General features: G+C 72.1%; 26 protein-coding genes. 19 read left to right on the top strand and 7 right to left on the bottom strand.

Annotation, left to right across the window (positions count from 1 at the left end; all coding sequences use genetic code 11):
- Positions 1-110 precede the first annotated feature (110 nt).
- A complete protein-coding gene (locus ACGH52_RS16040; RefSeq protein ID WP_059302090.1) occupies positions 111-488 on the top strand; it encodes an STAS domain-containing protein in 378 nt (125 codons plus the stop codon).
- Positions 489-684: 196 nt separating this feature from the next.
- A complete protein-coding gene (locus ACGH52_RS16035) occupies positions 685-1,248 on the top strand; it encodes an ATP-binding protein (RefSeq protein WP_399940047.1) in 564 nt (187 codons plus the stop codon).
- 88 nt (positions 1,249-1,336) lie between these two features.
- Here ACGH52_RS16035 and ACGH52_RS16030 read toward each other — a convergent pair whose 3' ends face one another.
- Both ACGH52_RS16030 and ACGH52_RS16025 read right to left on the bottom strand, forming a co-directional pair.
- Positions 1,337-2,350: a zinc-binding alcohol dehydrogenase family protein gene (locus tag ACGH52_RS16030; RefSeq protein WP_399940044.1), complete on the bottom strand. Its 1,014-nt coding sequence runs from the start codon at positions 2,348-2,350 to the stop codon at positions 1,337-1,339.
- Positions 2,347-2,988, bottom strand: a complete 642-nt coding sequence (locus ACGH52_RS16025) for an MBL fold metallo-hydrolase (RefSeq protein WP_210977674.1) — start codon at positions 2,986-2,988, stop codon at positions 2,347-2,349. The genes ACGH52_RS16030 and ACGH52_RS16025 overlap by 4 nt, the downstream gene beginning before the upstream one ends.
- Positions 2,989-3,148: 160 nt before the next feature.
- Here ACGH52_RS16025 and ACGH52_RS16020 point away from each other — a divergent pair, with 160 nt between their 5' ends.
- The 10 genes from ACGH52_RS16020 (at position 3,149) to ACGH52_RS15975 (ending at position 12,884) form a co-directional block, all read left to right on the top strand.
- Positions 3,149-4,078 (top strand): NADP-dependent oxidoreductase, encoded by a 930-nt coding sequence (locus ACGH52_RS16020; RefSeq protein ID WP_399940041.1) that lies wholly within the window; start codon positions 3,149-3,151, stop codon positions 4,076-4,078.
- 318 nt (positions 4,079-4,396) lie between these two features.
- Entirely contained in the window at positions 4,397-5,410 is a 1,014-nt protein-coding gene (locus tag ACGH52_RS16015) for a ScbA/BarX family gamma-butyrolactone biosynthesis protein (protein ID WP_399940038.1), read from the top strand.
- Between the two features lie 5 nt (positions 5,411-5,415).
- A complete protein-coding gene (locus ACGH52_RS16010) occupies positions 5,416-6,471 on the top strand; it encodes a ketoacyl-ACP synthase III family protein (RefSeq protein ID WP_076974866.1) in 1,056 nt (351 codons plus the stop codon).
- 57 nt (positions 6,472-6,528) lie between these two features.
- Positions 6,529-6,768, top strand: coding sequence for an acyl carrier protein (locus ACGH52_RS16005; protein WP_059302083.1), 240 nt, complete (start codon positions 6,529-6,531; stop codon positions 6,766-6,768).
- Positions 6,768-8,027, top strand: a complete 1,260-nt coding sequence (locus ACGH52_RS16000; protein ID WP_399940035.1) for a beta-ketoacyl-[acyl-carrier-protein] synthase family protein — start codon at positions 6,768-6,770, stop codon at positions 8,025-8,027. The genes ACGH52_RS16005 and ACGH52_RS16000 overlap by 1 nt, the downstream gene beginning before the upstream one ends.
- Positions 8,024-8,749 carry a 3-oxoacyl-ACP reductase FabG gene (fabG, locus tag ACGH52_RS15995; protein ID WP_210977678.1) on the top strand — a complete coding sequence of 242 codons (726 nt, stop codon included), beginning with the start codon at positions 8,024-8,026 and terminating at the stop codon, positions 8,747-8,749. The genes ACGH52_RS16000 and fabG overlap by 4 nt, the downstream gene beginning before the upstream one ends.
- A 54-nt stretch (positions 8,750-8,803) precedes the next feature.
- On the top strand, positions 8,804-9,790 hold the full coding sequence (locus ACGH52_RS15990; protein WP_399940031.1) for a 3-oxoacyl-ACP synthase III family protein: 987 nt from the start codon (positions 8,804-8,806) through the stop codon (positions 9,788-9,790).
- Positions 9,791-9,838: 48 nt separating this feature from the next.
- Positions 9,839-10,597, top strand: a complete 759-nt coding sequence (locus ACGH52_RS15985) for an SDR family NAD(P)-dependent oxidoreductase (protein WP_076974735.1) — start codon at positions 9,839-9,841, stop codon at positions 10,595-10,597.
- Complete coding sequence (locus tag ACGH52_RS15980) at positions 10,585-12,150, top strand: FAD-dependent monooxygenase (protein ID WP_399940028.1); 1,566 nt, start codon at positions 10,585-10,587, stop codon at positions 12,148-12,150. Before ACGH52_RS15985 ends, ACGH52_RS15980 begins: the two co-directional genes overlap by 13 nt.
- The gene (locus tag ACGH52_RS15975; RefSeq protein WP_079252608.1) at positions 12,147-12,884 is read left to right on the top strand and encodes an HAD family phosphatase; all 738 of its coding nucleotides are present in this window, start codon (positions 12,147-12,149) and stop codon (positions 12,882-12,884) included. The genes ACGH52_RS15980 and ACGH52_RS15975 overlap by 4 nt, the downstream gene beginning before the upstream one ends.
- A 68-nt stretch (positions 12,885-12,952) precedes the next feature.
- On the opposite strand, the gene ACGH52_RS15970 is transcribed toward ACGH52_RS15975, so the two are convergent.
- Positions 12,953-13,909, bottom strand: a complete 957-nt coding sequence (locus tag ACGH52_RS15970; RefSeq protein WP_121703953.1) for an aldo/keto reductase — start codon at positions 13,907-13,909, stop codon at positions 12,953-12,955.
- A gap of 197 nt (positions 13,910-14,106) precedes the next feature.
- Between ACGH52_RS15970 and ACGH52_RS15965 the strand changes: the two genes are divergently transcribed.
- The 4 genes from ACGH52_RS15965 to ACGH52_RS15950 all read left to right on the top strand — a co-directional run bounded on the left by ACGH52_RS15965 (position 14,107) and on the right by ACGH52_RS15950 (position 17,810).
- Positions 14,107-15,672 carry an MFS transporter gene (locus ACGH52_RS15965; RefSeq protein ID WP_399940024.1) on the top strand — a complete coding sequence of 522 codons (1,566 nt, stop codon included), beginning with the start codon at positions 14,107-14,109 and terminating at the stop codon, positions 15,670-15,672.
- Between the two features lie 11 nt (positions 15,673-15,683).
- Positions 15,684-16,115, top strand: a complete 432-nt coding sequence (locus tag ACGH52_RS15960; protein ID WP_059302074.1) for a hotdog fold thioesterase — start codon at positions 15,684-15,686, stop codon at positions 16,113-16,115.
- Positions 16,116-16,207: 92 nt separating this feature from the next.
- Positions 16,208-16,654, top strand: a complete 447-nt coding sequence (locus ACGH52_RS15955; protein WP_059302073.1) for a MarR family winged helix-turn-helix transcriptional regulator — start codon at positions 16,208-16,210, stop codon at positions 16,652-16,654.
- Between the two features lie 298 nt (positions 16,655-16,952).
- Positions 16,953-17,810 carry a BTAD domain-containing putative transcriptional regulator gene (locus ACGH52_RS15950; RefSeq protein ID WP_399940020.1) on the top strand — a complete coding sequence of 286 codons (858 nt, stop codon included), beginning with the start codon at positions 16,953-16,955 and terminating at the stop codon, positions 17,808-17,810.
- 142 nt (positions 17,811-17,952) lie between these two features.
- Here ACGH52_RS15950 and ACGH52_RS15945 read toward each other — a convergent pair whose 3' ends face one another.
- The 3 genes from ACGH52_RS15945 to ACGH52_RS15935 form a co-directional block, all read right to left on the bottom strand.
- Positions 17,953-18,996 carry a 3-oxoacyl-ACP synthase gene (locus ACGH52_RS15945; protein ID WP_399940017.1) on the bottom strand — a complete coding sequence of 348 codons (1,044 nt, stop codon included), beginning with the start codon at positions 18,994-18,996 and terminating at the stop codon, positions 17,953-17,955.
- Positions 18,996-19,538: a cupin domain-containing protein gene (locus ACGH52_RS15940; protein ID WP_193777835.1), complete on the bottom strand. Its 543-nt coding sequence runs from the start codon at positions 19,536-19,538 to the stop codon at positions 18,996-18,998. The genes ACGH52_RS15945 and ACGH52_RS15940 overlap by 1 nt, the downstream gene beginning before the upstream one ends.
- A gap of 133 nt (positions 19,539-19,671) precedes the next feature.
- Positions 19,672-20,547 carry a helix-turn-helix transcriptional regulator gene (locus ACGH52_RS15935; RefSeq protein ID WP_059302069.1) on the bottom strand — a complete coding sequence of 292 codons (876 nt, stop codon included), beginning with the start codon at positions 20,545-20,547 and terminating at the stop codon, positions 19,672-19,674.
- Between the two features lie 57 nt (positions 20,548-20,604).
- Between ACGH52_RS15935 and ACGH52_RS15930 the strand changes: the two genes are divergently transcribed.
- The gene (locus tag ACGH52_RS15930; RefSeq protein ID WP_210977684.1) at positions 20,605-22,089 is read left to right on the top strand and encodes an MFS transporter; all 1,485 of its coding nucleotides are present in this window, start codon (positions 20,605-20,607) and stop codon (positions 22,087-22,089) included.
- A 42-nt stretch (positions 22,090-22,131) separates the two neighbouring features.
- Positions 22,132-23,166, top strand: a complete 1,035-nt coding sequence (locus ACGH52_RS15925) for an aldo/keto reductase (protein WP_059302067.1) — start codon at positions 22,132-22,134, stop codon at positions 23,164-23,166.
- Between the two features lie 80 nt (positions 23,167-23,246).
- Here the strand turns inward: ACGH52_RS15925 and ACGH52_RS15920 are convergent, their stop codons facing one another.
- Positions 23,247-24,743, bottom strand: a complete 1,497-nt coding sequence (locus ACGH52_RS15920; RefSeq protein ID WP_059302066.1) for an MFS transporter — start codon at positions 24,741-24,743, stop codon at positions 23,247-23,249.
- Positions 24,744-25,294: 551 nt separating this feature from the next.
- Between ACGH52_RS15920 and ACGH52_RS15915 the strand changes: the two genes are divergently transcribed.
- Positions 25,295-25,972, top strand: a complete 678-nt coding sequence (locus tag ACGH52_RS15915; protein WP_059302065.1) for a response regulator transcription factor — start codon at positions 25,295-25,297, stop codon at positions 25,970-25,972.
- Positions 25,973-25,995 lie beyond the last annotated feature (23 nt).

Genomic DNA, 25,995 nt, shown 5'->3' with positions numbered 1-25,995 from the left:
GTGCGGGTATGTCCGTTTGTGTGCGGTTGTTCGGGTGTCGGAGTGCGCTGTGTTGGCGTAGTGTTCGAGGGCGTCAGCAAGCAGTCACGACCTCGGGAGAGAGAAACGGCATGGACCGCGGGACGGTCGGCAGTGCCCAGTCGGGCCGGCTTCTGGTCGAGGTACGGGAAGAGGGCCCCAGTGCCGTCGTGACACCGGCGGGTGAGCTGGACCACCACACCGCCGACCTGTTGCGCGAGCCGCTGGAGGACTGCCTCGCCAAGGGATTCAACCGGCTCGTCGTGGACTGCTCACGGCTGGAGTTCTGCGACTCCACCGGGCTCAACGTCCTGCTCGGTGCCCGGCTGAAGGCGGAGGCGGCGGGAGGCGGAGTGCATCTGGTGGCCATGCAGCCCGTGGTGGCGCGCGTGTTCGAGATCACGGGGGCCGAAGCGGTCTTCACCCTTCACGACACGCTTGCGGCCGCCCTGGCCGACGCGTCCGACTGAGCCGTCCTTGTCCGGTCGACGGAGGGGCGCGTGCGCATCCCGGGGCGGGTGTTTTCGAGCCGCGCCGAGTTTCGTGCGCAATACAGGGGTGTTCGTACGGTCCAGTCGGGCAGGAGAGACCCAGAACCGGCTGTCCACGACTTTGCTGTCCACGACTTTGAAACATGAACTGGTGAATCGGTGAGGTGAAGCGCTGATGAGCACCACCCGGCCCTACTCGCCGGGCGACCGCGGTCCGGAGCCCAGCGGCGCTTCCGGTGCGTCCGCGCCGGTGCCTTCTTCGGGGGTCACCGAGGCTTCCGGGGCGGCGTCCGCGTCCGCGCCCGCCTCGGCGTCCGGGGAGGGCGGCGGGCGGCAGGCCCGCAGGCTGGCCTTCGAGGACGCGACCGGCGTCGTTCCGCTGGCCCGTGATTTCACCCGCGAGGCGCTGTACGCCTGGGGCTGGCTGCCCTCCGCCACCGCGGACCAGCGTGCCGCCGCCGAGGACGTACTGCTCGTGGTGTCCGAGCTGGTCACCAACGCCTGCCTGCACGCCGAGGGGCCGGACGAACTGCTGATCACCTGCGAGAAGAAGGTGATCCGGCTGGAGGTCTCCGACCGGGGCACGGGGCAGCCGATGCCGCGGACCCCGCACCGTGCCGGGCGCCCGGGCGGCCACGGGATGTTCATCGTGCAGCGGCTGTGCCTGGACTGGGGCGTCGTGCGCACGCCGGGGGTCGCGGGCAAGCGGGTGTGGGCGGAACTGGGGGCCCCGGCGTAGCGCTGCCGGAACGCGACAGCCGCACCGGCCGCCCCGGCTGCCCCGGACTGCCGACCGGGTCGCGGCCCGCCGGGACCCTGCCCCGGTCTCAGGACCGGACGTCGAGGACGTACTTGCCCGTGGACGCCCGGGTCTCCAGGAGTTCGTGCGCCCGTGCCGCGTCGGCCAGCGGCAGCACGGTGACGTCCACGCGGACGCCGCCCCCGGCGACCTCCGCGAGGGCCTGCTCCAGGTGGGCGCGGAGCAGCTTCGGCGCGCGGCCGGCGACGCCGCCCAGGTTGTATCCGGCCAGGGAACTGTTCGTGTACCAGGGGTGGTTGCCCTCGAAGGTGACGTCCTCGGCCGCAGCGTTGCCGAAGACGACATGCCGGCCGAAGGCGGCCAGGAGCCCGGTCACGGACGACCGGAACGCGCCGCCGACGGAGTCCAGGACCAGGTCCGCCCCCGCGCCGTTGGTGCGCTCGGCGACCTCCCGCTCCAGCTCCTCGTACGACACGACGCTGTCGTAGCCGAAACCGCGCGCGTATTCCGCCTTGGCCGGTGAACTCGTCACGCCGATGACCGTGCCCGCGCCGAGCGAGCGGGCCAGCTGCGCCGCGGCCGTACCGACGCCGCCCGCCGCGGCGAGGACGACCACGGTCTCCCCCTTGGCGAGGTGGCCGGCGGAGGTGAGCACACCGAGGGCGGTGGTGACGTTGCACAGGGCGCCGACCGCCAGGGCCCCGTCCAGGCCGGCGAGTTCACCGTCGAGCCGGACGACGTGTTCGGCGCCGACCGCGACCACCTCGGCGTTGCCGCCGCCGCCCAGGGTGAGCGCGGCCACCCGCTCGCCGGGCGCGAAGCCGGTGACGCCTTCGCCCACGGCGCGTACGGTGCCGACCGCCTCGAGGCCGGGGACGTGCGGCAGGCCGACCGGGAACTGGCCGCGACGGAACATCACTTCGGCGAAGTTGACGCCCGCGTACTGGACGTCGACGGTGATCTGCCCTGCCTCGGGCTCGGGCGTCTCGGCCTCCCCGACGGTGAGGACGGACGGGGCGCCGAAGGTGTCGAAGCGGACGGTGCGCATACGGCTGCCGGAGGTCGTGGAGGTGTTCGTCATCGGATTCCTGTCTGGCTGAGGTGGGCGTTGGGACCGTGGCCGGTGAGCAACCGGGTCTCGTCCGGGCAGCGGCCGGTGACCATGCGGAGGGATTCCGCCATGCTCGTGGGGCTCGCGGTCGGCGCGTCCGCGCGTCCCGGGCCCTGTGCGAGCAGGGTGTCGCCGGTGGCGAGCAGGGGAGCGTCGCCGCCGTCGAAGCGGAACATCACCGAGCCGCTGGTGTGGCCGGGTGTGTGCAGCACGGTGACGGTTGCGGCGGAGAAGGCCAGCTCGCCGCCCTGCTCGGGGAGTTCGCGGACCTCGTCGGGCTCCTGGTCGGGGTGGCCGACGAGAAGGTCGCGCGGGAACGAGTCCGGCAGTCCCCTGGCGGGAGCGCCGAGTTGGTAGCGGTCGGCCGGGTGGATCCAGGCCGGCACGCCGTAGTGCCGGGCGAGCGGCACGGCGTCCCAGGTGTGGTCCATGTGGCCGTGTGTGATCAGGATGGCCTCGGGTTCGAGGCGGTGGGTGCGGACGGCTTGCAGGACCGCCTCGCGTGAGTCGTGACCGGGGTCGACGACGAGGCAGGGGTGTCCCGGTCCCGCGGCGACGATGTGGACGTTCGTTCCGAACTTGCCGGTGGCGGCGGACAGCACGAGCATGACGCGACTCTGGCTGAGCCTTCGGTCATATGTCAATTGCCGTAGCTGTCACAGAACCCTGGCTCAAGTCTGGCTTATAGTGGCGGCGGCCGCCCGTCGTCCGCACCGGCGACGGGCGCCCGCCGCCCGTAGGTTCGTCGTTCCAGCAGGGGGTTCGTCCGTGAAGGCCATCGCCATCCAGCGCTACGGAGGTCCGGAGGTCCTGGAGCTCATGGACCTCCCCGAGCCGCGCCTCGGCCCGGACGTCGTGCTCGTCCGGGTGCGGTACGCGGGCGTCAACCCCGCCGACTGGAAGATCCGCGAGGGCTACATCGACGACTGGTTCGAGTCCTACTTCCCCATGGTGATGGGCTGCGACCTGTCCGGCGTCGTCGAACGGACCGGCCTCGGCGTCACCGAGTTCGCCCCCGGGGACGAGGTCGTCGGCTACGTCCGCGCGGACCACATGCAGCGTGGCACGTACGGCGAGTTCGTGGCCGCGCCCGTCCGGACCCTCGCGCACCGGCCGCGCTCCCTGGACGCGCGGGAGGCGGCCGGACTGCCGGCCGCCGGACTCACCGCGTACCAGGCGCTCCGCCGCCATCTGGGGGTCGGCGCCGGTGACGTGCTGCTCGTCCACGCGGCGGCCGGCGGGGTCGGCTCGCTCGCCGTCCAGATCGGCCGCGCCCTCGGCGCGCGCGTCATCGGCACGGCCGGCGAGCACAACCACGGTTTCCTCCGGTCGCTCGGCGCGGAGCCGGTGACCTACGGCCCCGGGCTCGCCGACCGGGTGCGCGCTCTGGCCCCGGAGGGTGTCGACGCCGTCTTCGACCTCATGGGCGGGGACACCCTGGCCGGTTCCCCGGCGTTGCTGCGGCCGGGCGGACGGCTCGCCTCCATCTCCGGTGACGTGACGGGGCTAGGCGGACGCTACGTGTTCGTCCGCCCCGATCCGGCCGACCTGGCCGAGCTGGTGGCGATGGCGGACCGCGGCGAGGTCCGGGTCCACGTGAGCGCCGAGTTCCCGCTCGCCGACGCGGCCCGCGCCCATGAACTCGTGCAAACCGGCCATGTGCGGGGCAAGGTCGTCCTCGCGGTCGAAACGCCCTGAACCGAAGCCCCGCCGGCCGAACCCGCCCGCACCCGGCACCCGTACGGGAAGAGCCGTTCCCCGGTGGGTGCCGGAAGAACCGCAGTCCGTACCCGTGAACGAAGAAAGGCCGTCCCTGTCAGGGGCGGCCTTCTCTTGTGTCCGGCGGTCTCACGGCCGGTCTTCAGTGAACCTTCAGCGGCTCTAAAGCCGACCACACGTGAGGCCTTGGTCGTCTGCCCCGTCATTCGCAGTCGAAACCCCAGAAGGGGCTGTGAAGGTTGCTTCATACCCCCTCGGGGGCCGCCGAAGCAGACCCACGGACGAACGGAACCGGGCATGACCCTTGCTGAGCAGGAGCCGACGGAAGCGGTCCCGGCCGCGGCCGAACTCGCCTACCAGCGGCCCATGGACCGCGTCCTGGTGCACCGCCGGGCCGTCATGGAGGTCTTCGTGACCGACGCCGTACAGCGCGGTGACGACGCCTACGCCGTGGCCGTCCAGGCGCCCCGCGCGCACAGCTACTACAACGACCACACACAGCGGCCCGCGCTGATCGACCCGCTCTTCCTCCTGGAGGCCGCCCGCCAGGCGGTCACCGTCGTGGCGCACCAGTGGCTGGACGTCCCGTACGACACCTCCTTCCTGATCAGCGACTGGACCACCGAGTTCACCGACCTCGACGCCCTGCGGGCCGGTGGAGACGCCCCGGACGAACTCGTCGTCGAGATCACCACGCGCGACCTCAAGCGGCGCGGCGCCAGACTGCTGGCCGCCACCCTCGAATGCGTCTTCCTGGTGGGCGGCCGACGGGCCGGGACCAGCGTCGTCGCGGCCGGATACCTCAGCCGCGACGGTTACACCGCCCACCGCGCCAAGAGCCGCGGCTCCGTGCCGCCACTCTCCTCCGACAGGCCGGCCATCCGCACCGGTACGCCCGTGGCACCCGCCCTGGTGGGCCGCGAGCGGACGGAGAACGTCGTCCTCACGGACGTGGCACGGCACCCCGACGGACCGACCGCCCCGACGGCCCTGCGGGCCCTGCTCGACGTACCGGTGCGGCACGCGGCCATGTACGACCACCCGCTGGACCACGTACCGGCGATGGCCCTGATGGAGGCGGCGCGCCAGGCCGCGGTCCTCGCCGCGGGCGGACCCGCCGGGCAGCGGTACGCCCGCGCCTTCGGCGCCACGTTCCGCCGCTTCGTGGAGCTGGACAGCCCGGTCACGGTCTCCGTCACGTCCTTCGCCGAGGAACGCCTCACCGTCGACTTCCGGCAGGACGGGGAGTCGGTCTGCACGGCCGACATCGAGGTCGCGGCCCTCCCGCTGCCCGGCACGGACGGCAGGTGACCTCCGTGCGACTGGACTCTCCCCTCGGTCTCTCGGCGACGGCCTGGTACCCGGACGGCATCCAGACGGCCGAAGAGGCCGTGGCCGCCGGTGACATCGACGCCCGGACCGCCCGCGAGCTGGGCTACACCTCCCTCCCGGTCAGCGAGGACACCGCGCCGCCGGACATGGCCGTCCAGGCCGCGAACCGGCTCCTCGCGCTCTCCGGCGTCCGCCCCGACGCGCTCTCCCTGGTCCTGCACGCGAGCGTCCACCACCAGGGCCACGACGCCTGGTCCGCCCCGCACTACATCGCCCGCCGGATCGGCGCCGACCACGCCGTACCGATCGGGCTGCTCCAGCAGTGCAACGGCGGCGCCATCGGCATCGAACTGGCCGCGGGCCGGCTCCAGGGCGACCCGGCGGCCGGTCCCGCCCTGGTCACCACCGCCGACCGCTTCCTGATGCCCAGCTGGCACCGCTGGCGCAGCGACTACGGGATGGCGGCCGGCGACGCGGCCACCGCCGTCCTCGTCCACCGCACCGGGCCCGCGGCGGAACCCGGCTCGGCGCACGACGTCCCGCCGGACCTGCTGCTGCACTCGCTCGCCACCCGGACGGCCTCCGAACTGGAGGTGATGCACCGTGGCGACGACGAGCTGAACGCGACGCCGATGGGGCACAGCCCGATGATCGACGTGCGGCGGACCAAGCGCGCCTTCATCAAGGCGTACGGCGTCGAGTTCTTCGTCAAGACGGCCGCCGACCGCATCCGTGCCGTCGTCGAGGAGTGCCTGGCCGACGCCGGGCTCACCGGCGACGACCCGCGGCTGCACCACGCCGTGATTCCCCGCCTGGGCACCAAGGCGATGGACGAGGCCTACCTCCCGCCGCTGAGGGACGTCACCTCCGCGAAGGTGCTCGACCTGGGCCGGGCGACCGGACACGTGGGGGCAGGCGACCTGAACGCGTCCCTCGCCGACCTGGCCCGCTCGGACCTGCTGGCGAGAGGGGCGTACGCCCTCGTGCTCAACGGCGGCGGCGGATTCACCTTCACCGCGGCCGTGGTCAGCAGGCGCTGACCGTCCGCACCCGAACCGCTTCACCCGACAACAACCCGACTCCCAAGGAGAACCGTCATGTCCGCACACCAGGACCGTCTCTTCGCCCTCGTCTCCGAGAAGCTCGGCGTGATGCCCGAGGAACTCGACACCACCTCCACCTTCGACCACCTCGACCTGGACTCCCTCGCGCTGATCGAGCTGAGCGTCATCGTCCAGAAGGAGTTCGGGGTCCAGATCGACGAGACGGCGCTGACCTCGGAGAACACCTTCGCCGACATCCTCGCCGAGATCGACGGCAAGGTCGCGGTGGCCTGATGACCGGCATACCGACGCAGCGCCCGGGCGGGCGCACGAAACGCTTCGACGTGGCCGTCACCGGAGTCGGGCTGGTCACCCCGGCCGGCCTCGGCGTCGAGGCCAACTTCGCGCGGGTCTGGTCCGGTGAGTCCACCGCGGCCACCGACCCCGGCCTCGCCGGTCTGCCGGTCGACTTCGCCTGCCGGGTACCGGACTTCGACGCCGGGGCCCTTCTCGGGCGGCGCAGCGCCGTCCGCATGGACCCGATCAGCCACTTCGGCGTGGTCGCCGCCCGGCAGGCCGTCGAGGACGCCGGGCTCGACCCGGCCGCCTGGGACGGCCCCCGCGTCGGCGTGGTGGTCGGCACCTCGCTCGGTGGCTGGTCCACCGTCGAACGCGAGAACGCCAACCACCTCGCCGACGGCCCCGAGTTCGTCTCGCCGCTGCTCATGGTGATGGGCCCGGTCAACATGACCGCCGGATACATCGCCATGGACCTCAAGGCGCTCGGCCCCAACCAGGTCGTGTCGACCGCCTGCGCCTCCGGCAACACGGCGATCGGGTACGCCCGCGCGCTGCTGGAATCGGGGGTCTGCGACATCGTCCTGGCCGGCGGCGCCGAGGCCGCGATGTCCCCGACCGCCATGGCCAGCCTCGCCCGGGCGGGCGCGCTGTCCACCCGGCGCGACGACCCGGCGTCGGCCTCCCGCCCCTTCGACGCCGACCGCGACGGGTTCGTCGCCGGGGAGGGCGCGGCGATGCTCGTCCTGGAACGGGTCGAGGACGCGCGGGCGCGCGGCGCCCGGACGAGAGCCCTCGTCTCCGGCTTCGGCGCCTCGGCCGACGGCCACCACGCGTCGGCGCCCGACCCGACCGGCGGCGGCGCCGAGCGGGCCGTACGGGCGGCGCTCGCCGACGCCCACGTCGACACCTCCGAGGTCGACCACGTCAACGCGCACGGCACGTCGACCCCGCTCAACGACATCACCGAGGCCGGGATGCTCCGCCGGGTCTTCGGCGAGAAGCCCGCCGTCACCTCCACCAAGGGGGCCGTCGGCCATCTGCTCGGCGCCGCCGGAGCCGCCGAGGCGGTGTACACGGTGCTCGCCGTGGAGCGGCGCCTGGTCCCGCCGACGGCCAACCTGAACAGCCTGGACCCCGGCATCGGGGTGGACGTGGTGGCCAAGGAGGCCCGGCCGATGGAGATCGGCGCGGCGGTGAACGACTCCTTCGGATTCGGCGGGCAGAACGCCGTGATCGTGGTGACGCCGGCATGACGGTCGCTCCCGGCCCCGCGGGCCGCTCCGTCCTCGTCACCGGCGGCAACCGCGGTATCGGCCTGGCCGTCGCCCGGTCGCTCGCCGCACGCGGCGACCGGGTCGCCGTCACCTACCGCACCGGCGAGCCCCCCGAGGGGCTGCTGGGGGTGCGCTGCGACGTCACCGACGAGGCGCAGGTGGAACGCGCCTTCAAGGAGGTCGCGGCCGCCCAGGGCGAGGTGGAGGTGCTGGTCGCCAACGCCGGCATCACCCGGGACGGGCTGCTGCTCGCCCTCGACGACAACGACGTCGACACCGTCCTCGACACCAACCTGCGGTCGGTCATCCGGGTCGCCAGGCACGCGGCCCGGGGCATGCTCGGCGGGCGCTGGGGCCGGCTGGTGCTGATCTCCTCGGCCGTCGCGTTCACCGGCTCGCCGGGCCAGACGAACTACACCGCCGCCAAGGCCGGCCTCGTCGGACTCGCCCGCTCCCTCGCCTGGGAACTGGGCAGCCGCGCCATCACCGTCAACGTCGTCGCCCCCGGGCTCGTCGAGACGGACATGCTGCGCGAGGTGCGGCCGGCCCGCATGGACCAGTACCTGGCGATGACGCCGCTGGGCCGGGCCGGATCCGCCGACGAGGTGGCCGCCGCCGTGCGGTTCCTCACCGGCGAGGAGGCCTCGTACATCACCGGCGCCGTGCTGCCGGTCAGCGGTGGGCTCGGCATGGGCCACTGACGCCCCGTGCCGCACGCATCCACCACCCATCACGTAGCGCAGGGAAGGTGAACCATGCCCGTCGGTGTCCTGTCGATCGGCTCCCACACACCCGACAGGGTGGTCGACAACCAGCAGATCAGTGCCTGGACCGGCATGCCCGAGTCCTGGGTGACCGAGCGGACCGGCGTCCTCACGCGGCGGTACGCCGAGCCCGGCACCGCCACGTCCGACCTCGCCCTGCCCGCGGCGCGCCAGGCGCTGGACGGCGTCTCGGACGAGGTCCGCGAACGGCTCGGCGCGCTGGTCGTGGCGACCAGCACCCCGGACGTGCCGCAGCCGTCGACCGCGGCGATCCTCCAGCACAAGCTGGGGCTGTCCCTCCTGCCCGCCTTCGACATCAACGCCGTCTGCAGCGGCTTCCTCTACGGCCTCTCGGTCGCCGAGGGGCTGCTGAAGGCCGCCCGGCACGGGGAGTACGTGCTCCTGGTCGGCGCCGACATGTTCTCCACGATCATGGACAGGTCCGACCGGCGCACGGTGAGCCTCTTCGGCGACGGCGCGGGCGCGGTCCTGCTCGGCGAGGTGCCCGAGGGCTACGGCCTGCAGTCGGTGCGCCTCGTCACGGACGGGGAGTTCCACCACTACGTGGGCGTGGAGGGCGGCGGTACCCGGACCCCACTCGACGCCGAGGCCCGCGCGGCCGGCAAGCACTACTTCCGGATGGACGGCCGCGCGGTGCGCGACTACGCCCTCTCGGTGCTGGCCAAGCTGACCGCCCTGACCCTCGACGACTGCGGGCTCGCCCTGGAGGACGTCGACCGGTTCGTCTTCCACCAGGCCAACACCAGGCTCCTGGAGACCTTCGTGACGGATGCCGGCATCGACCCGGACCGCGTCGCGTACACCGCTCCGCGCCTGGGCAACACGGTCGCCGCCTCGGTGCCGCTCACCCTGCACGCGACGCACCGCGAGCGGCCGCTGCGGCGCGGTGAGCGGGTCCTGATGGCGTCGGTCGGCGGCGGCATGACCGCGGGCGCGGCGCTGCTGACCTGGTACTGACGGCCCGGCCCCCACACGCACACCACACGCAGCATCGGACGGAGAATCATGAGGCTCGACGGACAGACGGCCGTCATCACCGGCGGCACACGAGGCCTGGGGCGGGCGATGGCCGAGGCCTTCCTCGCCGAGGGCGCCTCGGTCGTGGTCGCCGCGCGCAACCCGTACGACATCAAGGAACTCGCCGACGACCACGGCGACCGGCTGCTCTTCCACCCCACCGACGTCACCGACGAGACCTCGGTGGCCGAACTGACCGCCACCGCGGTCGAGACGTTCGGCGGTGTCGACGTCCTCGTCAACAACGCGGGCGTCAGCCGCGACGGCAAGATCGCCCGGCTGTCGGTGACCGACTGGAACACCACACTCGCCACCAATCTGACCGGTGTCTTCCTCTGCACCCGCGCGGTGATCGGCCCGATGGTCGCCCGTCGCGAGGCGACCGGCGTCGGCGGCCGCATCATCAACGTGTCGTCCTGCGTCGCCGGCCGGGCGGCGGTCGGTGCCGCCGCCTACAGCGCGAGCAAGGCCGCCGTGGAGATGTTCACCCGCACCTCCGCCGCCGAACTCGCCCCCAAGGGCATCACCGTCAACTGCCTGTCGCCCGGGTACATCGACGAGGGCATGGGCAAGGAGCTGGCCTCGAACGACCGCGCCTGGGAGAGCTACCGCGGCCGCCTGCTGTCCGGGCGCCTCGGCCGTCCCTCCGAGATCGGGGCGACCGCCGTGTTCCTCGCCTCGCAGGACAGCTCGTACGTCAACGGCAGCGTGGTCGAGGTCAACGGGGGCCTGATGTGGGCGGCCTGACACAGGTGCGGGCCGACCGGCCCGTCCTGGTGGTCGGCGCCGGGCCGGTCGGTCTGGTCGTCGCGTGCGAACTGCTCCAGCAGGGCATCCCGGTCCGCGTCGTGGACGCCGGCCGGGGACACACCGCGCACTCCCGCGCGAACGTCATCTGGCCGCGCAACCTGGAACTCCTCGACCGGATCGGGGTCACCGAGGAACTGCTCGACACCGGGCACCGCCTCGCGGGCACGGCCTTCTACTCGCGCGGCCGACGCCTGGCGACCGCCTGGATGAGCAAACTGCCCGACTCGCCCTACCCGTTCGCGCTCACCCTCTCGCAGAGCGACACGGAGGCCGTGCTGCGCCGGCGGCTCACCGCGCTCGGCGGACAGGTCGAGCAGGGCGTCCGGCTCACCGCCCTCGACAACACGGCGGACGGCCCCGCCGTCAAGCTGGAGCACGAGGAGGGCCGGACCGAGGAGCTGGAGCCGGGCTGGCTCGTCGGCGCGGACGGCGCGCACAGCACCGTCCGCAGGGAACTGGGCATCGGCTACGACGGCCCGCCGGTCGACGTGTCGTTCGCGATCACCGACGCCCGGCTGACCACCACGCTCTCCGAGGACCTGTCGCACTACTGCTACGCGCCGAGCGGGGCCATGGTGCTCGGCCCGATGGGCGACGGCGTCCACCGCATCGCGCTGAGCGTGCCGCACGAGGCGTACGACGAGGACCACCCGCCGCCCCGCGCGATGTTCCAGCAGGTCGTCGACGACCGGGCGGCAGGCCGCAGCCGCGTCGAGGAACTGCTGTGGAGCGGCTCCTTCAGGGTGCGGGTCAGGATCGCCTCCGCGTTCCGCAGCGGCCGCTGCTTCCTCGCCGGCGACGCCGCCCATGTGATCAGCCCGGCCGGCGGGCAGGGCATGAACACCGGCATGCAGGACGCGTTCAACCTGGCGTGGAAACTGTCCGGCGTCGTCCGGGGGGAGTTCGGCGAGCCGATCCTCGACTCGTACGACTCCGAACGCCGCGCCGTCTCCCACGAGGTGGCCCGTTCGACGGCGCTGCTGACCAAGGCGGGCCTGGTCAACACGCCCGCGAAGACCGCGCTGCGGGACGTCGCGTTCACGGCGGCCGACCGGACCGGGCTCTTCCAGCGCAAGCTCGCCCCGCAGCTGAGCCAGACGGCCGTCAGCTACGCCGGCGACCGCCATCCCCGCATGCCGCTGAGGGTCTCGGACACCGGGGGCCGCCCGGCCGCCCCGCGGCTCGACAGCGGTGGCTGGCCGACGATCGACCGGGACCGGCACACCGTGCTGCTGTGGCCCGGCACCCGGACCCCGCCGGCGGGCTGGCAGCGGACCCGCGACCGGGTCCGCGGGGAGCTTCCCGAGGGGACCCCGGTCCTCGATCTGACCCGTGCCGTCCCCCGGGTCCTGGCCCGGGCGCTCGGTCCGGGGCCCGCCGCGGCGATCGTGCGCCCCGACGGCCACCTGCTCGCGCGGGCCGACCCCGAACGACCCCAGGCCATCACCCGACTGCTCGCCCGAGCGGTCCACCTCAGGAGCAGGACGTGACCACGCCAGCCGCTTTCCCTTCCCTCGTCACCGGCCATTCCCGCCCGGTGGTGGCGTTCTTCGACGCCGACGAGACGCTCATCGCCATGAAGACGCCGTTCTCGCTGCTGCGGTACCGGATGAAGCGCGAGGGCGACCTCACCGGCGCCGCGTACGAGCGGGTCGTCGAGCCGCTGCGTCGGCTGGCGGCGACGGGCGTGACACCGGTCGAGGTGGTGACCAAGTTCTACGAGCTGCACGCCGGCCTCTGCTGGGACGACGTGGTCGACGAGGCGCGGGAGTGGTACGCGCAACTGCGCGAGCGCGGGGCGCCGTTCATCGAGCCGACGGTCGCCCGGCTGCGCCGCCACCAGGAGGCGGGCCACCACACCGTGGTCGTCTCCGGCTCCTGGCCGGCGACGCTCCTCCCGATCACCGAGGACCTGGGCGTCGACCTGGTCCTGTGCACGGAGCCGGAGCTGGACGCGGACCGGCGCATGACCGGTGCGATCCGGCACGCCATGTTCGGCCCGGCGAAGGCGGACGCGGTCCGACAGGCGCTGGCGAAGTTCGGCGCGGACCCGGCCGACTGCTACGCGTACGGCGACGACCCGGGGGACCTGACCATGCTGAGCATGGTCGGCCATCCGGCGGTCGTCGGCGGAAACCCGCGCATGACGGCCCACGCCGCCGAGAAGGGCTGGCCGGTCGTCCCGGCCACCCTGACGGCCGGCACGCGCCGCCAGCCGGTGTAGTCGCCGGGTGTGCCGAGGGGGGCGCCTCGAACGGGGCGCCCCCCTCGGCGCCGCGCCGGGGAGGGGGGTCAGCGGGCGCCGACCGCTTCCGGCAGGGCGGCCAGCTCGGCGAGGGCCTCGGGCGCAAGGACCAGGGAGCCGGCCTTCACGTTGTCCTCCAGGTAGCGGCGCGTCTTGGTGCCGGGAATGACGCCCACGTGCTCGCCCTGGGCCAGTACCCAGGCGATCGCGACCTGGGCGACGGTCGCCCCCAGCCGGTCGGCCAGCTGCCGGATCCGGTCGACGATGGCCTGGTTCGCGCTGATGGCCTCCGGCTGGAACCGCGGGATCCGGTGCCGCCCGTCGACCTTCGGCAGGTCCTGCGGGCTGCTGATCCGGCCGGACAGGAAGCCGCGGCCGAGCGGGGCGAACGCGATGAAGGCGATGCCCTCCCGCCCGCAGTACTCCACCACGCCGTCGTTCAGGGCCTCCCGGCTCCACAGCGACAGTTCGCTCTGCACGGACGCCACCGGGTGGACCGCCTGCGCCCGGCCGATCTCCTCCACCGACACCTCGGAGAGCCCGATCGCGCCGAGCTTGCCCTCCTTCACCAGCTCCGCGAGCGCGCCCCAGCTCTCCTCGATGGGCACCTCGGGGTCGACGCGGTGCAGCTGGTACAGGTCGATGCGGTCCACGCCGAGCCGTCCCAGGCTCGCGTCGACGGCGGCGCGCAGATACTCCGGCCGGCCGTCCCGGTGACTCCGGTACGTGGCCGGGTCGTCCACGACCAGCCCGCCCTTGGTGGCGAGCAGCACGTCGTCGCGGCGCCCCCGCAGCGCCTTGCCGACCAGCAGCTCGTTGGTGAACGGGCCGTACTGGTCGGCGGTGTCGACGAGGTCGACGCCGAGGTCGATCGCGTGCCGTACGACCGCGACGGACTCGTCCTCGTCCCGGCCCAGCTCGTCGTAGCCCCAGGACATGCCCATGCAGCCGATGCCGACGGCCGCGAAAGTCCGTTGCGATCCGCCCAGTTGGATCCTGCGCATGTTCGTGCGCCCCTCTCTCCCGTGTGCCCGTGGAGTCCTGCCGACCGATCCGTGTGACAGGACGTGTGACAGGACATCGCCTTCATACAGAACTCTGCCATACGGCATTGACACCGCCTATGGTCAGACTCCTACTCTATGCCAGGGTTCTTACACATGCCTGACACCGATACAGATCAGAACAGGGGTGATTCTCCGTGTCCACCGGCAACCCGCGGGCGACGCTCGCCGCGGCGTGCGTCGTCGGCCCGCTGATGACCTTGGTGGTGACCGGCCCGTCCGTGGCCGTCCCCGACATCGGCGCCGACCTGCACAGCTCCCTCGCCGCTGCCCAGTGGGTGGTCGACGGCTACATGCTGACGGCGTCCAGCAGCCTCGCGGCCATGGGCTCGCTCGCCGACCGCGTGGGCCACCGCAGGATGTTCACCTGGGGCATGGCCTTCTTCGCGTTCTGGATGGCCGTCTCCGGCCTCGCCGGCAACATCCTGCTGCTCGACGTCGCGCGCGCCGTCTCCGGCTTCGGCAGCGGCGCGGCCCTCGCCTCCATCACCGCGATCGTGGCCCAGGCCTTCGACGGCCCCGCCCGGGCGAAGGCCTTCGGACTGTTCGGCACCTTCCTGGGCGCGGGGCTCGCGTTCGGCCCGACGTTCGGCGGCGTCCTGGTCAACCTGTGGGGCTGGCGCTCGGTCTTCCTGGTGCTCGCCGGGGTCGCCGTACTCGTCCTGCTGAGCACTCCGCTGCTGCCCCGTACGGAACCGAACCGCGGACCGCGCTTCGACTGGGCCGGCACCTTCGTCTTCGGCCTCGGCATCGCCCTGTTCGTCCTCGCCCTGGTGGAGGGGCCGGGCCGCGGCTGGACCGACCCGGTCGTGCTCGCCTCGGCGGCCGGCTGCCTGGTCCTGCTCGTCGCCTTCGTGGTGGTGGAGCGCCGTTCCGAGCACCCGATGTTCGACCTGGACCTCTTCGCCCGCCCGCAGTTCCTCGCCGTCTGCCTGGTGCCGCTGGTGCTGGCGTTCAGCTTCGTCGCGCTCGTCATCGTGCTGCCGCCCTACCTGACCTCCACGAGCGGACTGTCCGCGGTCCGGATCGGCCTCGTCCTGCTGCTGCTGACGGGCCCCTCGCTCGTGATGCCCGCCATCACCGGCGTCCTGGCGCCGAAGGTCCCGCAGCGCACCCTGTTCGTCGTGCTGCTCGCCTTCTCCGCCGTCGGCGCCGCCTGGCTGACCATGGTCGAGCCGGGAGCCTCGGCCCTCGCGCTCGCCGGCCCGCTGCTCTTCCTGGGCATCGGCTACGGCATCTCGCTGGGCATCCTGGACGGCGCGGCCGTGTCGGCCGTCGAGCCGGAGCGGATGGGCATGGCGGCGGGCATGTTCAACACGGTGCGGCTCACCTCGGACGCGGTCTCCATGGCCGGTCTCGGCGCGCTCGTCACGGCGCTGACCAAGAGCGCGCTCGACGACGACGCGGTCTCCGCCTACCGGGGCGGCGCCGACGCGCTGACCTCGCGCGCCCTCCAGGGCGGACTCACCGAGGCCGCCGAGACCCTGCCCGCGGGCGAGGTGCGGGACCGGGCGGTGACCGCGATGGCCGACGCCTACGCCGCCGGCCTGCACACCACCATGTGGATCGTCGCGGCGGCCTGCGCGGTCACCGCCGTGGTCGTCGGCAGCCTGCTCAAGGGCGGCAAGCCGTCGGCCGGCGCCGCGGACGAAGCGGTCGACGAGCAGTCCGCGGCGTCGCCCGAGCCCGTCTCCGCGAGCTGAGGGGGCGGGTCATGACACAGACCGCCCTGGGACCGGTCGAGGTCCTGCCGCCCTATGCCGACGAGCAACTGGTGGAGCGCCTCGGCATCGAGATCGAGGTCTGCGAGCCGGACCTGGTGATCGGCACCATGCCGGTGGCGGGCAACCGCCAGCCGATCGGTCTGCTGCACGGCGGGGCCAACGCCGCGCTGGCCGAGACGCTCGGTTCGCTCGCGGCCTGGACGCACGCGGGAGCCGACCGGATCATCGTCGGGCAGGAACTGTCGTGCACCCATCACGGGGGCGCGCGCTCGGGCCGGGTCACCGGCGAGTGCCGGCCGCTGCACGTGGGCACGCACACCGCCACGTACGAGATCGTCATCCGTGACGAGGCGGGACGGCGTACCTGCACGGCCCGGCTGACCTGCGCGATCCCGCCGGCCAGGCGCCGGTCGAAGCGGTGACCGTACGCACCGCGGGTCAGGACGGCCCGCCGGCCCGGCGGAGACAACGCACGACTACTGCTTCGTCTTCTGTCGTATGCAAGACTATTGCTATGGCGAAGACGACGGAGACGGTCGCCGCGGGCCGGCTCGGGCACACGATCAAGCGGGCCGAGCAGGCGCTGATCGGGCGCAAGACGGACGTGCTGCGAGAGTTCGGCCTGACGGTGCCCCAGTACTCGGTTCTGCTGTTGCTGTCGGTCTCGGACGGCATGTCCGCGGCCCAGCTCGCGCGCGAGTGCATGGTCACGCCACAGACGATGGCGACGGTGCTCACCAACCTGGAGAAGGCCGGCATGGTCTTCCGCGAGCCCTCGGAACTGCACCAGAAGGTCGTGGTCAACCGGGCGACCCGGGCGGGCCGTGCCGTCGCGAAGCAGGCCGACAAGGCGGCCCTGCGTGTCGAGGGGACGCTGGGCGCCGAGTTCACGCCCGAGGAAAGGGCGCGGTTCGAGGAGTACCTGGAACGGGCCATTTCCGTTCTTGATTCAATCAAATAGTCCCCTGGTATATGCCGGGAGGACGGCAAGGCCGCGTTGAATTCGTTCGCCGACGAAATTCAGCGCGGCTTTCCTTTTGGCTGTTTGTGAGGCAGGTAACAGCGGGAGATCCGGGGCGTGAAAACTTCGCGCGGAGGGCTTGCGGAAACGGTTTTCAGTCGGATTTCTGCTAGGCTGACCGATGCGACCCCTGCCAGGCCGCAACCGGTACGGGGGACGAAGGTTTGGACATTCCGCTGCAAAGCTGGGATGGATGTACCAATAAGGGGGAATGGTGCAGATTCATGTCCTGGGGCCGATGACAATACTCGGCGATGACCTGGAGCCGGTCGTGCTGGCGCCCAAGCCGCGCCGCCTGCTGGCTCTGCTCGCGGTCAATGCCGACAGTGCGATTTCAGTCAATGCGCTCGTGCAGGAGTTGTGGGGCGACAACCCGCCCCGTACTGCCACCGCGACAATCCAGACATACATCGGGCAGGTCCGCCGTACCATCGCGGAAGCCCTCGGAAAGAGCGCCAACGAAGTCGCTGAAGAAATCCTCGTCACCGAGGGCGGCAGTTATGTGCTGTCCACTCAGGGAGTCGCGCTCGACATCACCGAGTACGAGATGCTGACCGCCGCGGGGAACGCCGCGGTCCAGCGCGGTGAATTCGTCGAGGGCTCGGATCTGCTCCACCAGGCGGTGGCGCTGTGGCGCGGCCCGGCACTCGTCAACGTGGAGGCCGGGGAACTGCTCGGCGCCCGGATCGTCCACCTGGACGAGTCCCTCCTGTGCACGCTGGAGCACCGGATCTACGCCGACCTCCAGCGCGGCGCCCACCACACCCTGGTGCCGGAGATCACCGAGCTCACCGCCCGCCACCCGCTCCACGAGAACTTCCACCGGCACCTGATGCTCGCGCTCTACCGCTGCGGCCGGCGAGCGGAGTCGCTCGCGGTGATGCGGCGGCTGCGGGCCCGGCTGGTGGAGGAGCTGGGACTGGAGCCGTCGCCCTTCCTGGTCCAGATGGAGCAGGACATCCTGCGCGGCGAGCCGTCGCTCGACATGCACCCGCGCAGGCCGACCGAGCGCGTCACCGTCGTACGGCAGCAGGACCGCTGGAGCGTGGGCAGCATGATGCACAGCCTGGCGCCGGCGCTCCGGGTGACCAGCTGACGGGGACCGACGAGGGACGCTGAACCGCCGACCGGGCGGTGAGCGGCGCGCACAGGCGCTCGGCCGGGGCCTCCCGGCCGAGCGTTTTCGTGTGAATGGCCGCCCTGCTGGGCGCGCTCGCGCGGCTGTACGCGCCGTCCGTTCAGGTCCCGCTGACCAGCAGGCACGACCAGGTGAACCCGGCACCCGCGCTCACCACCAGCGCGTACTCGCCGGGGCCCAGCATCCGCCCGGCGTGCAGCTCCGCGAGGCTGGCCGCGGCATCACCGGCGCCCAGGTGTCCGGTGTCGCCGCCGGGCCGCAGCAGTTCCGCCCCGGTGAGCTTGGTCAGCAGAGGTGCGTAGGCCAGGTCGATGGTCTTGCGGCCGAGCCGCGGCGCCACCACGTAACGCAGCGGCACGTCGCCCGTCGCGGACATCCCCGCGGCCGCCAGGCAGGTCTCCGTCGCGGACCGCAGCGACGCGGCGCTCGCCTCGGTGAACGCCTCCATGCCCTCCGCCCGCAGGAACGCCTTCTTGGTCCGGCGGATGTCCACCGTCGGCCCGAGCGAGCGGGCGGCCGGGCCGAACGGGTCGTCTCCGCGGTGCATGCGCTCCAGCCGGGGTGCGGCGACCGTGGCGAGGGCGTGCAGGACCAGATCGGCCGGCCGGCCGCCCTCGCTCCCCGGCAGGTGGTGCAGGACGAGGGCGGTGGCCCCGTCGCCGTACCCGATGCCGTAGTCCCCGCTCCAGCGGTCGAAGCCGGGCTCCGGGAAGGCGTCGGCGGTGGTGATCAGGGCGTGCCCGAGGCCGGGTTCGACGAAGAGCCGGGCGGCGGCCAGTTCCACGGCCGCCGCTCCGCCGTTGCACACCTGCTGGACGCCGAGGGGCACGGCGCGGTCGGCGCCCAGCCGGTCGGCGACGAAGTGCGCCGGGGACCACAGGTCGTGCCCCTGGTAGTGGATCCAGGCGTGCAGCAGCAGGCCCACCGTGCCGGGGTCGGCCCCGGCCGCGGAGAGCGCCTGGCGCCCCGCCTCGACCGCCATCTGGGGCGGCGCCAGGCCGGCCACCGGAAGTGCGGCGTACCCGAGTTCGTCGGCGGTCTCGGCGTCGACCAGCCCGCGCGTGACCGCCTCCGCCGCGCTCTGCCGGTCCGGGGGCAGCCAGAGGGCGGGGCCCGAGATGCCCAACGGCGTCGGCAGGCGCATCAGTTGGCCTCGCCCTTCGAGCCCGTCGCGGTTCCCCCGTCGATGTCGCAGCCCGGGTCCGGGGCGGCGGTGGTCGGCGTGAGCGCCGTGGTGGGGATGATGTCGACGACGTACAACTCGACCGGCTCGGTGCCCTTGTTGATGCCCAGGTGCACGGTGTCCGGACCCACCGGTTCCACGAGCGATTCCCCCGGGCCGTACTCCTCCACCGAGCAGTCCGATCCGTCGATCCGGGTGAAGGTGCCGGAGTTGATGACGGCTATCTCCTCGCCCACGTGGTAGTGCCAGCCCGTGGAAGCGCCCGGCTGCACGACCGCCTTGCGGTAGAGGACCTTGCGGTCGCTGTTCGCCCGGATCCTGAAGGGCGCCGACGTGACGCCCTCGGTCAGCGTGACCGCGCTGACCGGGGGGACGTCGGCCGGGACCGCGGCGGGGGCCTCGGTCCCGGCCACAGCCTGGGCCACGGGCTGGGTGGCGCATCCGACGCCGAGTGCCACCGCGGCTGCGATGCCGGCGGTGACGAGCCTGCTCTTCTTGACCACGGGATGTCCTCTGCTCAGGGGGAACCGACCGCAGTCATATGTACCAGAGCATTGTCACTCAGGTGAGGTCTGTCTTGGCTTCCCGGGCCGGTCTCGTGCCGGACTTCAGTCGTTCTCTTGCCGGTCCTCCGGCTCAGCCCACCTCGACCAGCGAGATCCTGCCCTTCCGCTCGTCCCGCCCCAGCAGTTCGACGACCCTCTCGCGGGTCTCCGTACCGGTCCGCGCCGTGTGCAGCATCAGCCGGATCCCCGGCCGGTCCGGGATCTCCAGCACCGAGTGGTCGAAGATCAGCAGCCCCGCCCGCGGATGCTCGATCGCCTTCGCGCCCTGGTTCGTCGCCGTGAGCTCGTAGCGCGACCACAGCTGCGCGAACTCCTCGCTCTCCCGCGTCAGCCGGTGCGCGATCGACGTGAACCGCGCCTCGTCCGGGTAGCGGGCGGCGTCCCTGCGGAACTCGGAGACCAGGCCGGGAGCCACGTCCGCCCAGTACCGGTGACGCGCACGGAACGCCGGATTGGTGAAGAAGGACACCAGGCAGTTGGTGTCCCGCTCGCCGAACCCGAAGACGAGACCGGCCGCGCGGTTGAGCCCCACGATGTCCCAGCACCGGTCGATCACATACGCCGGACTGGGCATCCAGCCCTCCACCAGGGCCGTCAACCGGGCCGTGTCCGCGGGGCCGTCGGCGGTGCGCTGCGGCGGGTTCATCCCCACCAGCCGGTACAGGTGGTCGCGTTCCACGGCGTCCAGCCGCAGCGCCCGGCTGATCGAGTCCACGACCTGGTCCGACACCTTGATGTCCCGGCCCTGTTCGAGCCAGGTGTACCAGGAGGCGCCGATGCCCGCCAGCATCGCGACCTCCTCCCGGCGCAGTCCCGGCGTGCGCCGACGTGCGCCGGGAGCGAACCCCATGTCCTCGGGTCTGAGCCGTTCCCGGCGGGCGCGCAGGAAGTGCTTGAGCTCCTCGCGTCGACGGGGCTCCCGTACTGCGTTGAGGTTGGTGGTCATGGACCCAGGATAAATTCGGGCTCCCCTGGGCATGGCGATAATTGCCAGTCTTCTGGCATGACTTCGGACTCCGTCACTCAGTCGAACGGCAAAGCGCCGTTCACCACCCGCCAGTGGCTCATCATCGCCCTGCTGTGCGGCACGCAGTTCATGCTCGCCCTGGACTTCTCCATCCTCAGCGTCGCCCTCCCCGTCCTCGGCGAGGACCTCGGCTTCGAGCTGAGCGACCTGCAGTGGGTGGTCACCGCCTTCGCCCTGCCGTCCGGCGGCCTGCTGCTGCTCTTCGGCCGGGCCGCCGACCTCTACGGCCGGCGCAACTGGTTCATCGCCGGCATGGTCCTCTTCACGGTCGCCTCCCTGGCCGGCGGCCTCGCCCCCACCCCCGGCTTCCTGCTCGCGGCCCGCGCCGCCCAGGGCGTCGCGGCCGCCATGCTCACCCCGGCGGCGATGTCCCTGCTCACCACCAGCTTCGCCGAGGGCTCCCAGCGCGACCGCGCGCTCGGCATCAACGGTGCCCTGCTCTCGCTCGGCTTCCTGTCCGGCGTCGTCCTCGGCGGAGTCATCACCGACTTCACCAGTTGGCGCGTGACGCTCTTCATCAGCGTCCCCGTCGGGATCGTCGCCGCCGTCGCCGCCCCGATCCTCATCAAGGAGAGCCGCAACGAGAAGGCGCCGAAGCTGGACCTCCTGGGCGCCGTCACCGTCACCGGCGGCCTCCTCTCGGTGATCTTCGGCATCACCTCGGCCGAGCGCAACGGCTGGGGCTCCACCACCACTCTGCTCTCCCTGGCCGCCGGGCTCGTGCTCCTCGTCGCCTTCTTCGCCGTCGAGTCACGGGTCGCCGCACCCCTGGTCGACCTGACGGTGCTGCGCCGCCGCACCGTCAGCTGGGGCAACACCACCGGCCTGATCACCTTCGCGATGATGACCGGCATGGTGTTCCTGCTGACCCTGTACCTGCAGCAGGTGCGCGGCATGAGCCCGCTCAACGCCGGCTTCACCTTCTCCGCCCTCGGTGTCGCGGCCGTCGTCGGCGGCGCCTTCGCCGCCCGGATCATCGGCGTGATCGGCGTCCACCGGGCCCTCGTCTACGGTCTGCTGCTGCAGGCCGCGAGCACGGCCGCGCTCTACTTCCTCGACGCCGCCGGCAGCATGCCGCTGCTCCTCGTCGCCACCGCCACCGGCGGGTTCGGCCACCTCCTCGCGGTCGTCGGCTACATGATCACCGCCACCTCGGGGCTGCCGGACCACGAGCAGGGCCTGGCCACCGGCCTCGCCTACACGGGCCAGCAGCTCGGCGTCACCGTCGGCACCCCGGTCCTCGCCACCGTCGCCGCGGCCGGCATCGACTCCGCGGGCGGCAGCGGCCCCGCCGCCGTCCTCAACGGCGTACAGGAGGGTCTGCTGGTCGCCGCCGGAGCGCTGCTCCTCGCGGGCCTCGCCGCCGTCGCCTTCCTCCGTCCCGACCGGACCGCGGCGGCCGAGGCCCCGGCGCCCGAGGCCCCGGCGGCCGGCGGCAAGGTCTCCGTGGAAGCGCGCTGAGGAACCGCGGAACGCACCGGCACACCGAGGGGAACGAATCACATGCGCATGCGCCACCTGGGCCGCACCGGCCTCCAGGTCTCCGAGATCTGCCTGGGCACCATGACCTTCGGCGGGCGGCACGGTTTCCAGCACATGGGCCAGCTCAACACCATCGAGGCCCGGCGACTCGTCCACACGAGCATGGACGCGGGCGTCAACTTCTTCGACACCGCCGACATGTACTCCGCCGGACAGTCCGAGGAAGTCCTCGGCGCGGCCCTCGGCGCCCGCCGTGACGACGTGATCATAGCGACGAAGGTGCGCTGGCAGATGCCCGACGGCAGCAGCGGCCCGAACGACCGGGGCCTGTCCCGTCACCACATCGTGCGCTCGGTGGAGGCCAGTCTGCGCCGACTGGACACGGACTACATCGACCTCTACCAGACGCACGGCTGGGACGGCCGCACTCCGTGGGAGGAGACCCTGCGGGCCATGGACGACCTCGTCCGGGCGGGCAAGGTCCGCTACACCGGTGCGTCCAACCTGACGTCCTGGCAGCTGACCCGCGCCCTCGCCACCAGCGAGCGGACCGGTCTCGAGCGTTTCGCCTCGCACCAGATCCAGTACAGCCTCGCGGCCCGCGAGGTCGAGTGGGAGCTGCTGCCCATGGCCGAGGCGGAGGGCGTGGGCGTCATGGTGTGGAGCCCGCTGGCCGGCGGGCTGCTCAGTGGCCACCAGGAGCGGGACGCCACGCCGCCCCCGGGGACGCGGCGGGCGGTGGGCTGGTTCGAGCCCGTGGACCCCGAGCGCACCTTCGACACCATCGACGTACTGCGCAAGATCGCCCAGGAGCGGGAGGTGAGCCCGGCCCAGGTGGCACTGCGCTGGGCCCTGGACGGCAAGGGCGTCACCTCCGTGGTGATCGGTGCCCGCAACGAACGCCAGCTCACCGACAACCTGGCGGCGACGACCTGGTCGCTGACCCCCGAGGAGCACGCCGCCCTCGACGCGGTCAGCGCTCCGCGGCTGCCCTACCCGTACTGGCACCAGGACTACAGCGACGCGGACCGGGTCAGGGAGCGGGGCGAGGACTGACGGCGCCGGACCGAAGCGCGGAGGGCCACCCCGTCCACCGGACGAGGTGACCCTCCGCGATCTCGCAGGGTCCGCGGACCTCAGCGCACGTCGCCCATGAGTTCCTTGACCCGCTTGCGGTACATCCAGATCGCGACGCCGGCGAGCACCGCGAGGGCCGCCTCCGCGGCGACGATGCCCGTCTTGTTGAGGTCGACGCCGGCGATGGAGAGCAGACCGGTCGTGGCGTCACCGGCGGTGACGGCCAGGAACCAGACGCCCATCATCTGCGAGGCGTACTTCACCGGCGCCATCTTCGTCGTCACCGACAGGCCGACCGGGGAGAGCATCAGCTCACCGCAGGTCTGGACGAAGTAGATCGCCACCAGCCACAGGGCCGCCGCCTTGTGGCCGCCCTCCGCGATGCCCAGCGGGGCCAGGAAGAGGAAGAAGGACGCGCCGACCAGGACCAGGCCGCCGCAGAACTTGACGACCGTGCTCGGCTCCTTGCCGCGGCGGTTCAGCGCCAGCCACAGCGTGGCGAAGACCGGGGCCAGGGCCATGATGATGACCGGGTTGACCGACTGGTACCAGGAGACCGGGAAGTCCCAGCCGAAGACGCTGTTGTCGGCCGAGGAGTCGGCGAACAGCGACAGGGTCGAACCGCCCTGGTCGTAGATCATCCAGAACACGGCGGCGGCGACGAAGAACCAGATGTACGCCGACATCTTGGACTGCTCGGCGCGGTCCAGGGACTTGTCGCGCTTGATGTTGGTCAGCACCAGCACCGGGATGATCACGCCGAGCAGGGTCAGCGGGACCAGGACCCAGTTCAGGGTGTAGTGGCCGGAGAAGCCGACGATCGCGTAGAAGACGACGGCCAGCGCGGCCCAGAACGCGGCCTTGCGCAGCGTCGAGGTCTTCTCCTGGACGGACAGCGGCTTCGGGACCACGCTGGAGTGCGCGGCCAGGTGGCGGCTGCCGATCAGGAACTGGAGCACGCCCAGGCCCATGCCGACCGCGGCGAGCGCGAAGCCCAGGTGCCAGTTGACGTTCTCGCCGATGGTGCCGATGGTCAGCGGCGCGGCGAAGGCACCGAGGTTGATGCCCATGTAGAAGACGGTGAAGCCACCGTCGCGGCGCGGGTCGTCGGGGCCGTCGTAGAGCTGGCCGACCATCGTGGAGATGTTGGCCTTCAGCAGACCCGAGCCGATGGCGACCAGACCCAGGCCCGCGTAGAACGTGCCGGAGGACGGCAGCGCCAGCGTCAGGTGGCCGAGCATGATCACACCGCCGGCGACGGCGACGGTCTTGCGGGGGCCCCAGACCCGGTCGCCGAACCAGCCGCCCGGCATCGTGAGCAGGTACACCAGCGAGAGGTACACCGAGTAGATCGCGGTCGCGGTGCCGGCGCCGAGGCCGAGGCCACCCGGGGCGACGAGGTACAGCGGGAGCAGAGCCCTCATGCCGTAGTAGGAGAACCTCTCCCACATCTCGGTCATGAAGAGTGTGGCCAGTCCGCGGGGGTGGCCGAAGAAGGTCTTCTCGGAGCCGGGGGTGCCCGGGGTGACCGAGTCCTTCGTCAGGCTGGACGCCATGGTCGATCCTTGCTGGTCGGGACGCGCTCATGAGGCGATGCGCGCCCGGTGGGGGGCGGCCGGCACCGGCGGCCTTCCCCGCCCGTCCCACGCCTGAGGGATTCCGCTCCGGATTGCGAAGCGGTGGGCGGCGGCCACCGGGATCCACGCCTTAGCGCGCGTCACTGCACGCGGTGAGGCCCGGCCACAGGTCATTCCTTTCAAGGCCGGCCGTGGGGGCCGGCCCGCACGCAAAAGAGACCTTCAGCGTCGAACTGTCGCCAAAGGTCCGCGGGGTGCTACAGGCGCTGATTCACCATACGGCAGGACACCGCCCGGTATGGAAGGACTTGAGACACGGATCACAGGTAATAGTGGAACCGCGAACGATCTTTCGAAGGTCCATCACAGGATGGCACCCCACAGCCCCAGGTGCGGACGCGGGGTCGACGGGGCCCGTCGTACGGCGCCCGTCCGGGGAGCGCGCGGCCGGTGCCCGGCTTGTCCCTTGTGCGGCGGCGGTGGCAGCGATCTTGCCCCGGGCGTTGCTCCGAGCGGTCTACCATCAGGCCATGACCCGTGTACTGCTCGCCGAGGACGACGCGTCCATCTCGGAGCCGCTGGCCCGCGCACTGCGCAGGGAAGGGTACGAGGTCGAGGTGCGTGAGGACGGACCCACCGCACTCGACGCCGGGCTGCGGGGCGGCATCGACCTGGTCGTGCTGGACCTCGGCCTGCCGGGCATGGACGGTCTGGAGGTCGCCCGCCGGCTGCGGTCCGAGGGCCACGCCGTGCCGATCCTGATCCTGACCGCCCGCGCCGACGAGGTGGACACCGTCGTCGGCCTGGACGCGGGCGCCGACGACTACGTCACCAAGCCCTTCCGCCTGGCCGAGCTGCTCGCCCGGGTCCGGGCGCTGCTGCGGCGCGGCGCCGTGGAGCCCGCGCAGCCGCCCGCCACCCACGGCGTGCGCATCGACGTCGAGTCGCACCGGGCCTGGATGGGCGAGGAGGAGCTCCAGCTCACCGCCAAGGAATTCGACCTGCTGCGGGTCCTGGTGCGCGACGCCGGCCGGGTCGTCACCCGCGACCAGCTGATGCGCGAGGTCTGGGACACCACCTGGTGGTCGTCGACCAAGACCCTCGACATGCATATCTCCTGGCTGCGCAAGAAGCTGGGGGACGACGCGGCCAACCCCCGCTACATCGCCACCGTGCGCGGCGTGGGCTTCCGTTTCGAGAAGAACTGAGCGCGCCCCCGAGGGGCCTTCCG

The sequence above is a fragment of the Streptomyces sp. BBFR25 genome (assembly GCF_044590125.1).
In the GTDB taxonomy this organism is placed as follows: Bacteria; Actinomycetota; Actinomycetes; order Streptomycetales; family Streptomycetaceae; genus Streptomyces; species Streptomyces canus_D.
Note: the sequence above shows the minus strand (reverse complement) of the source record. Positions and strands in the feature narration are given on the sequence as shown.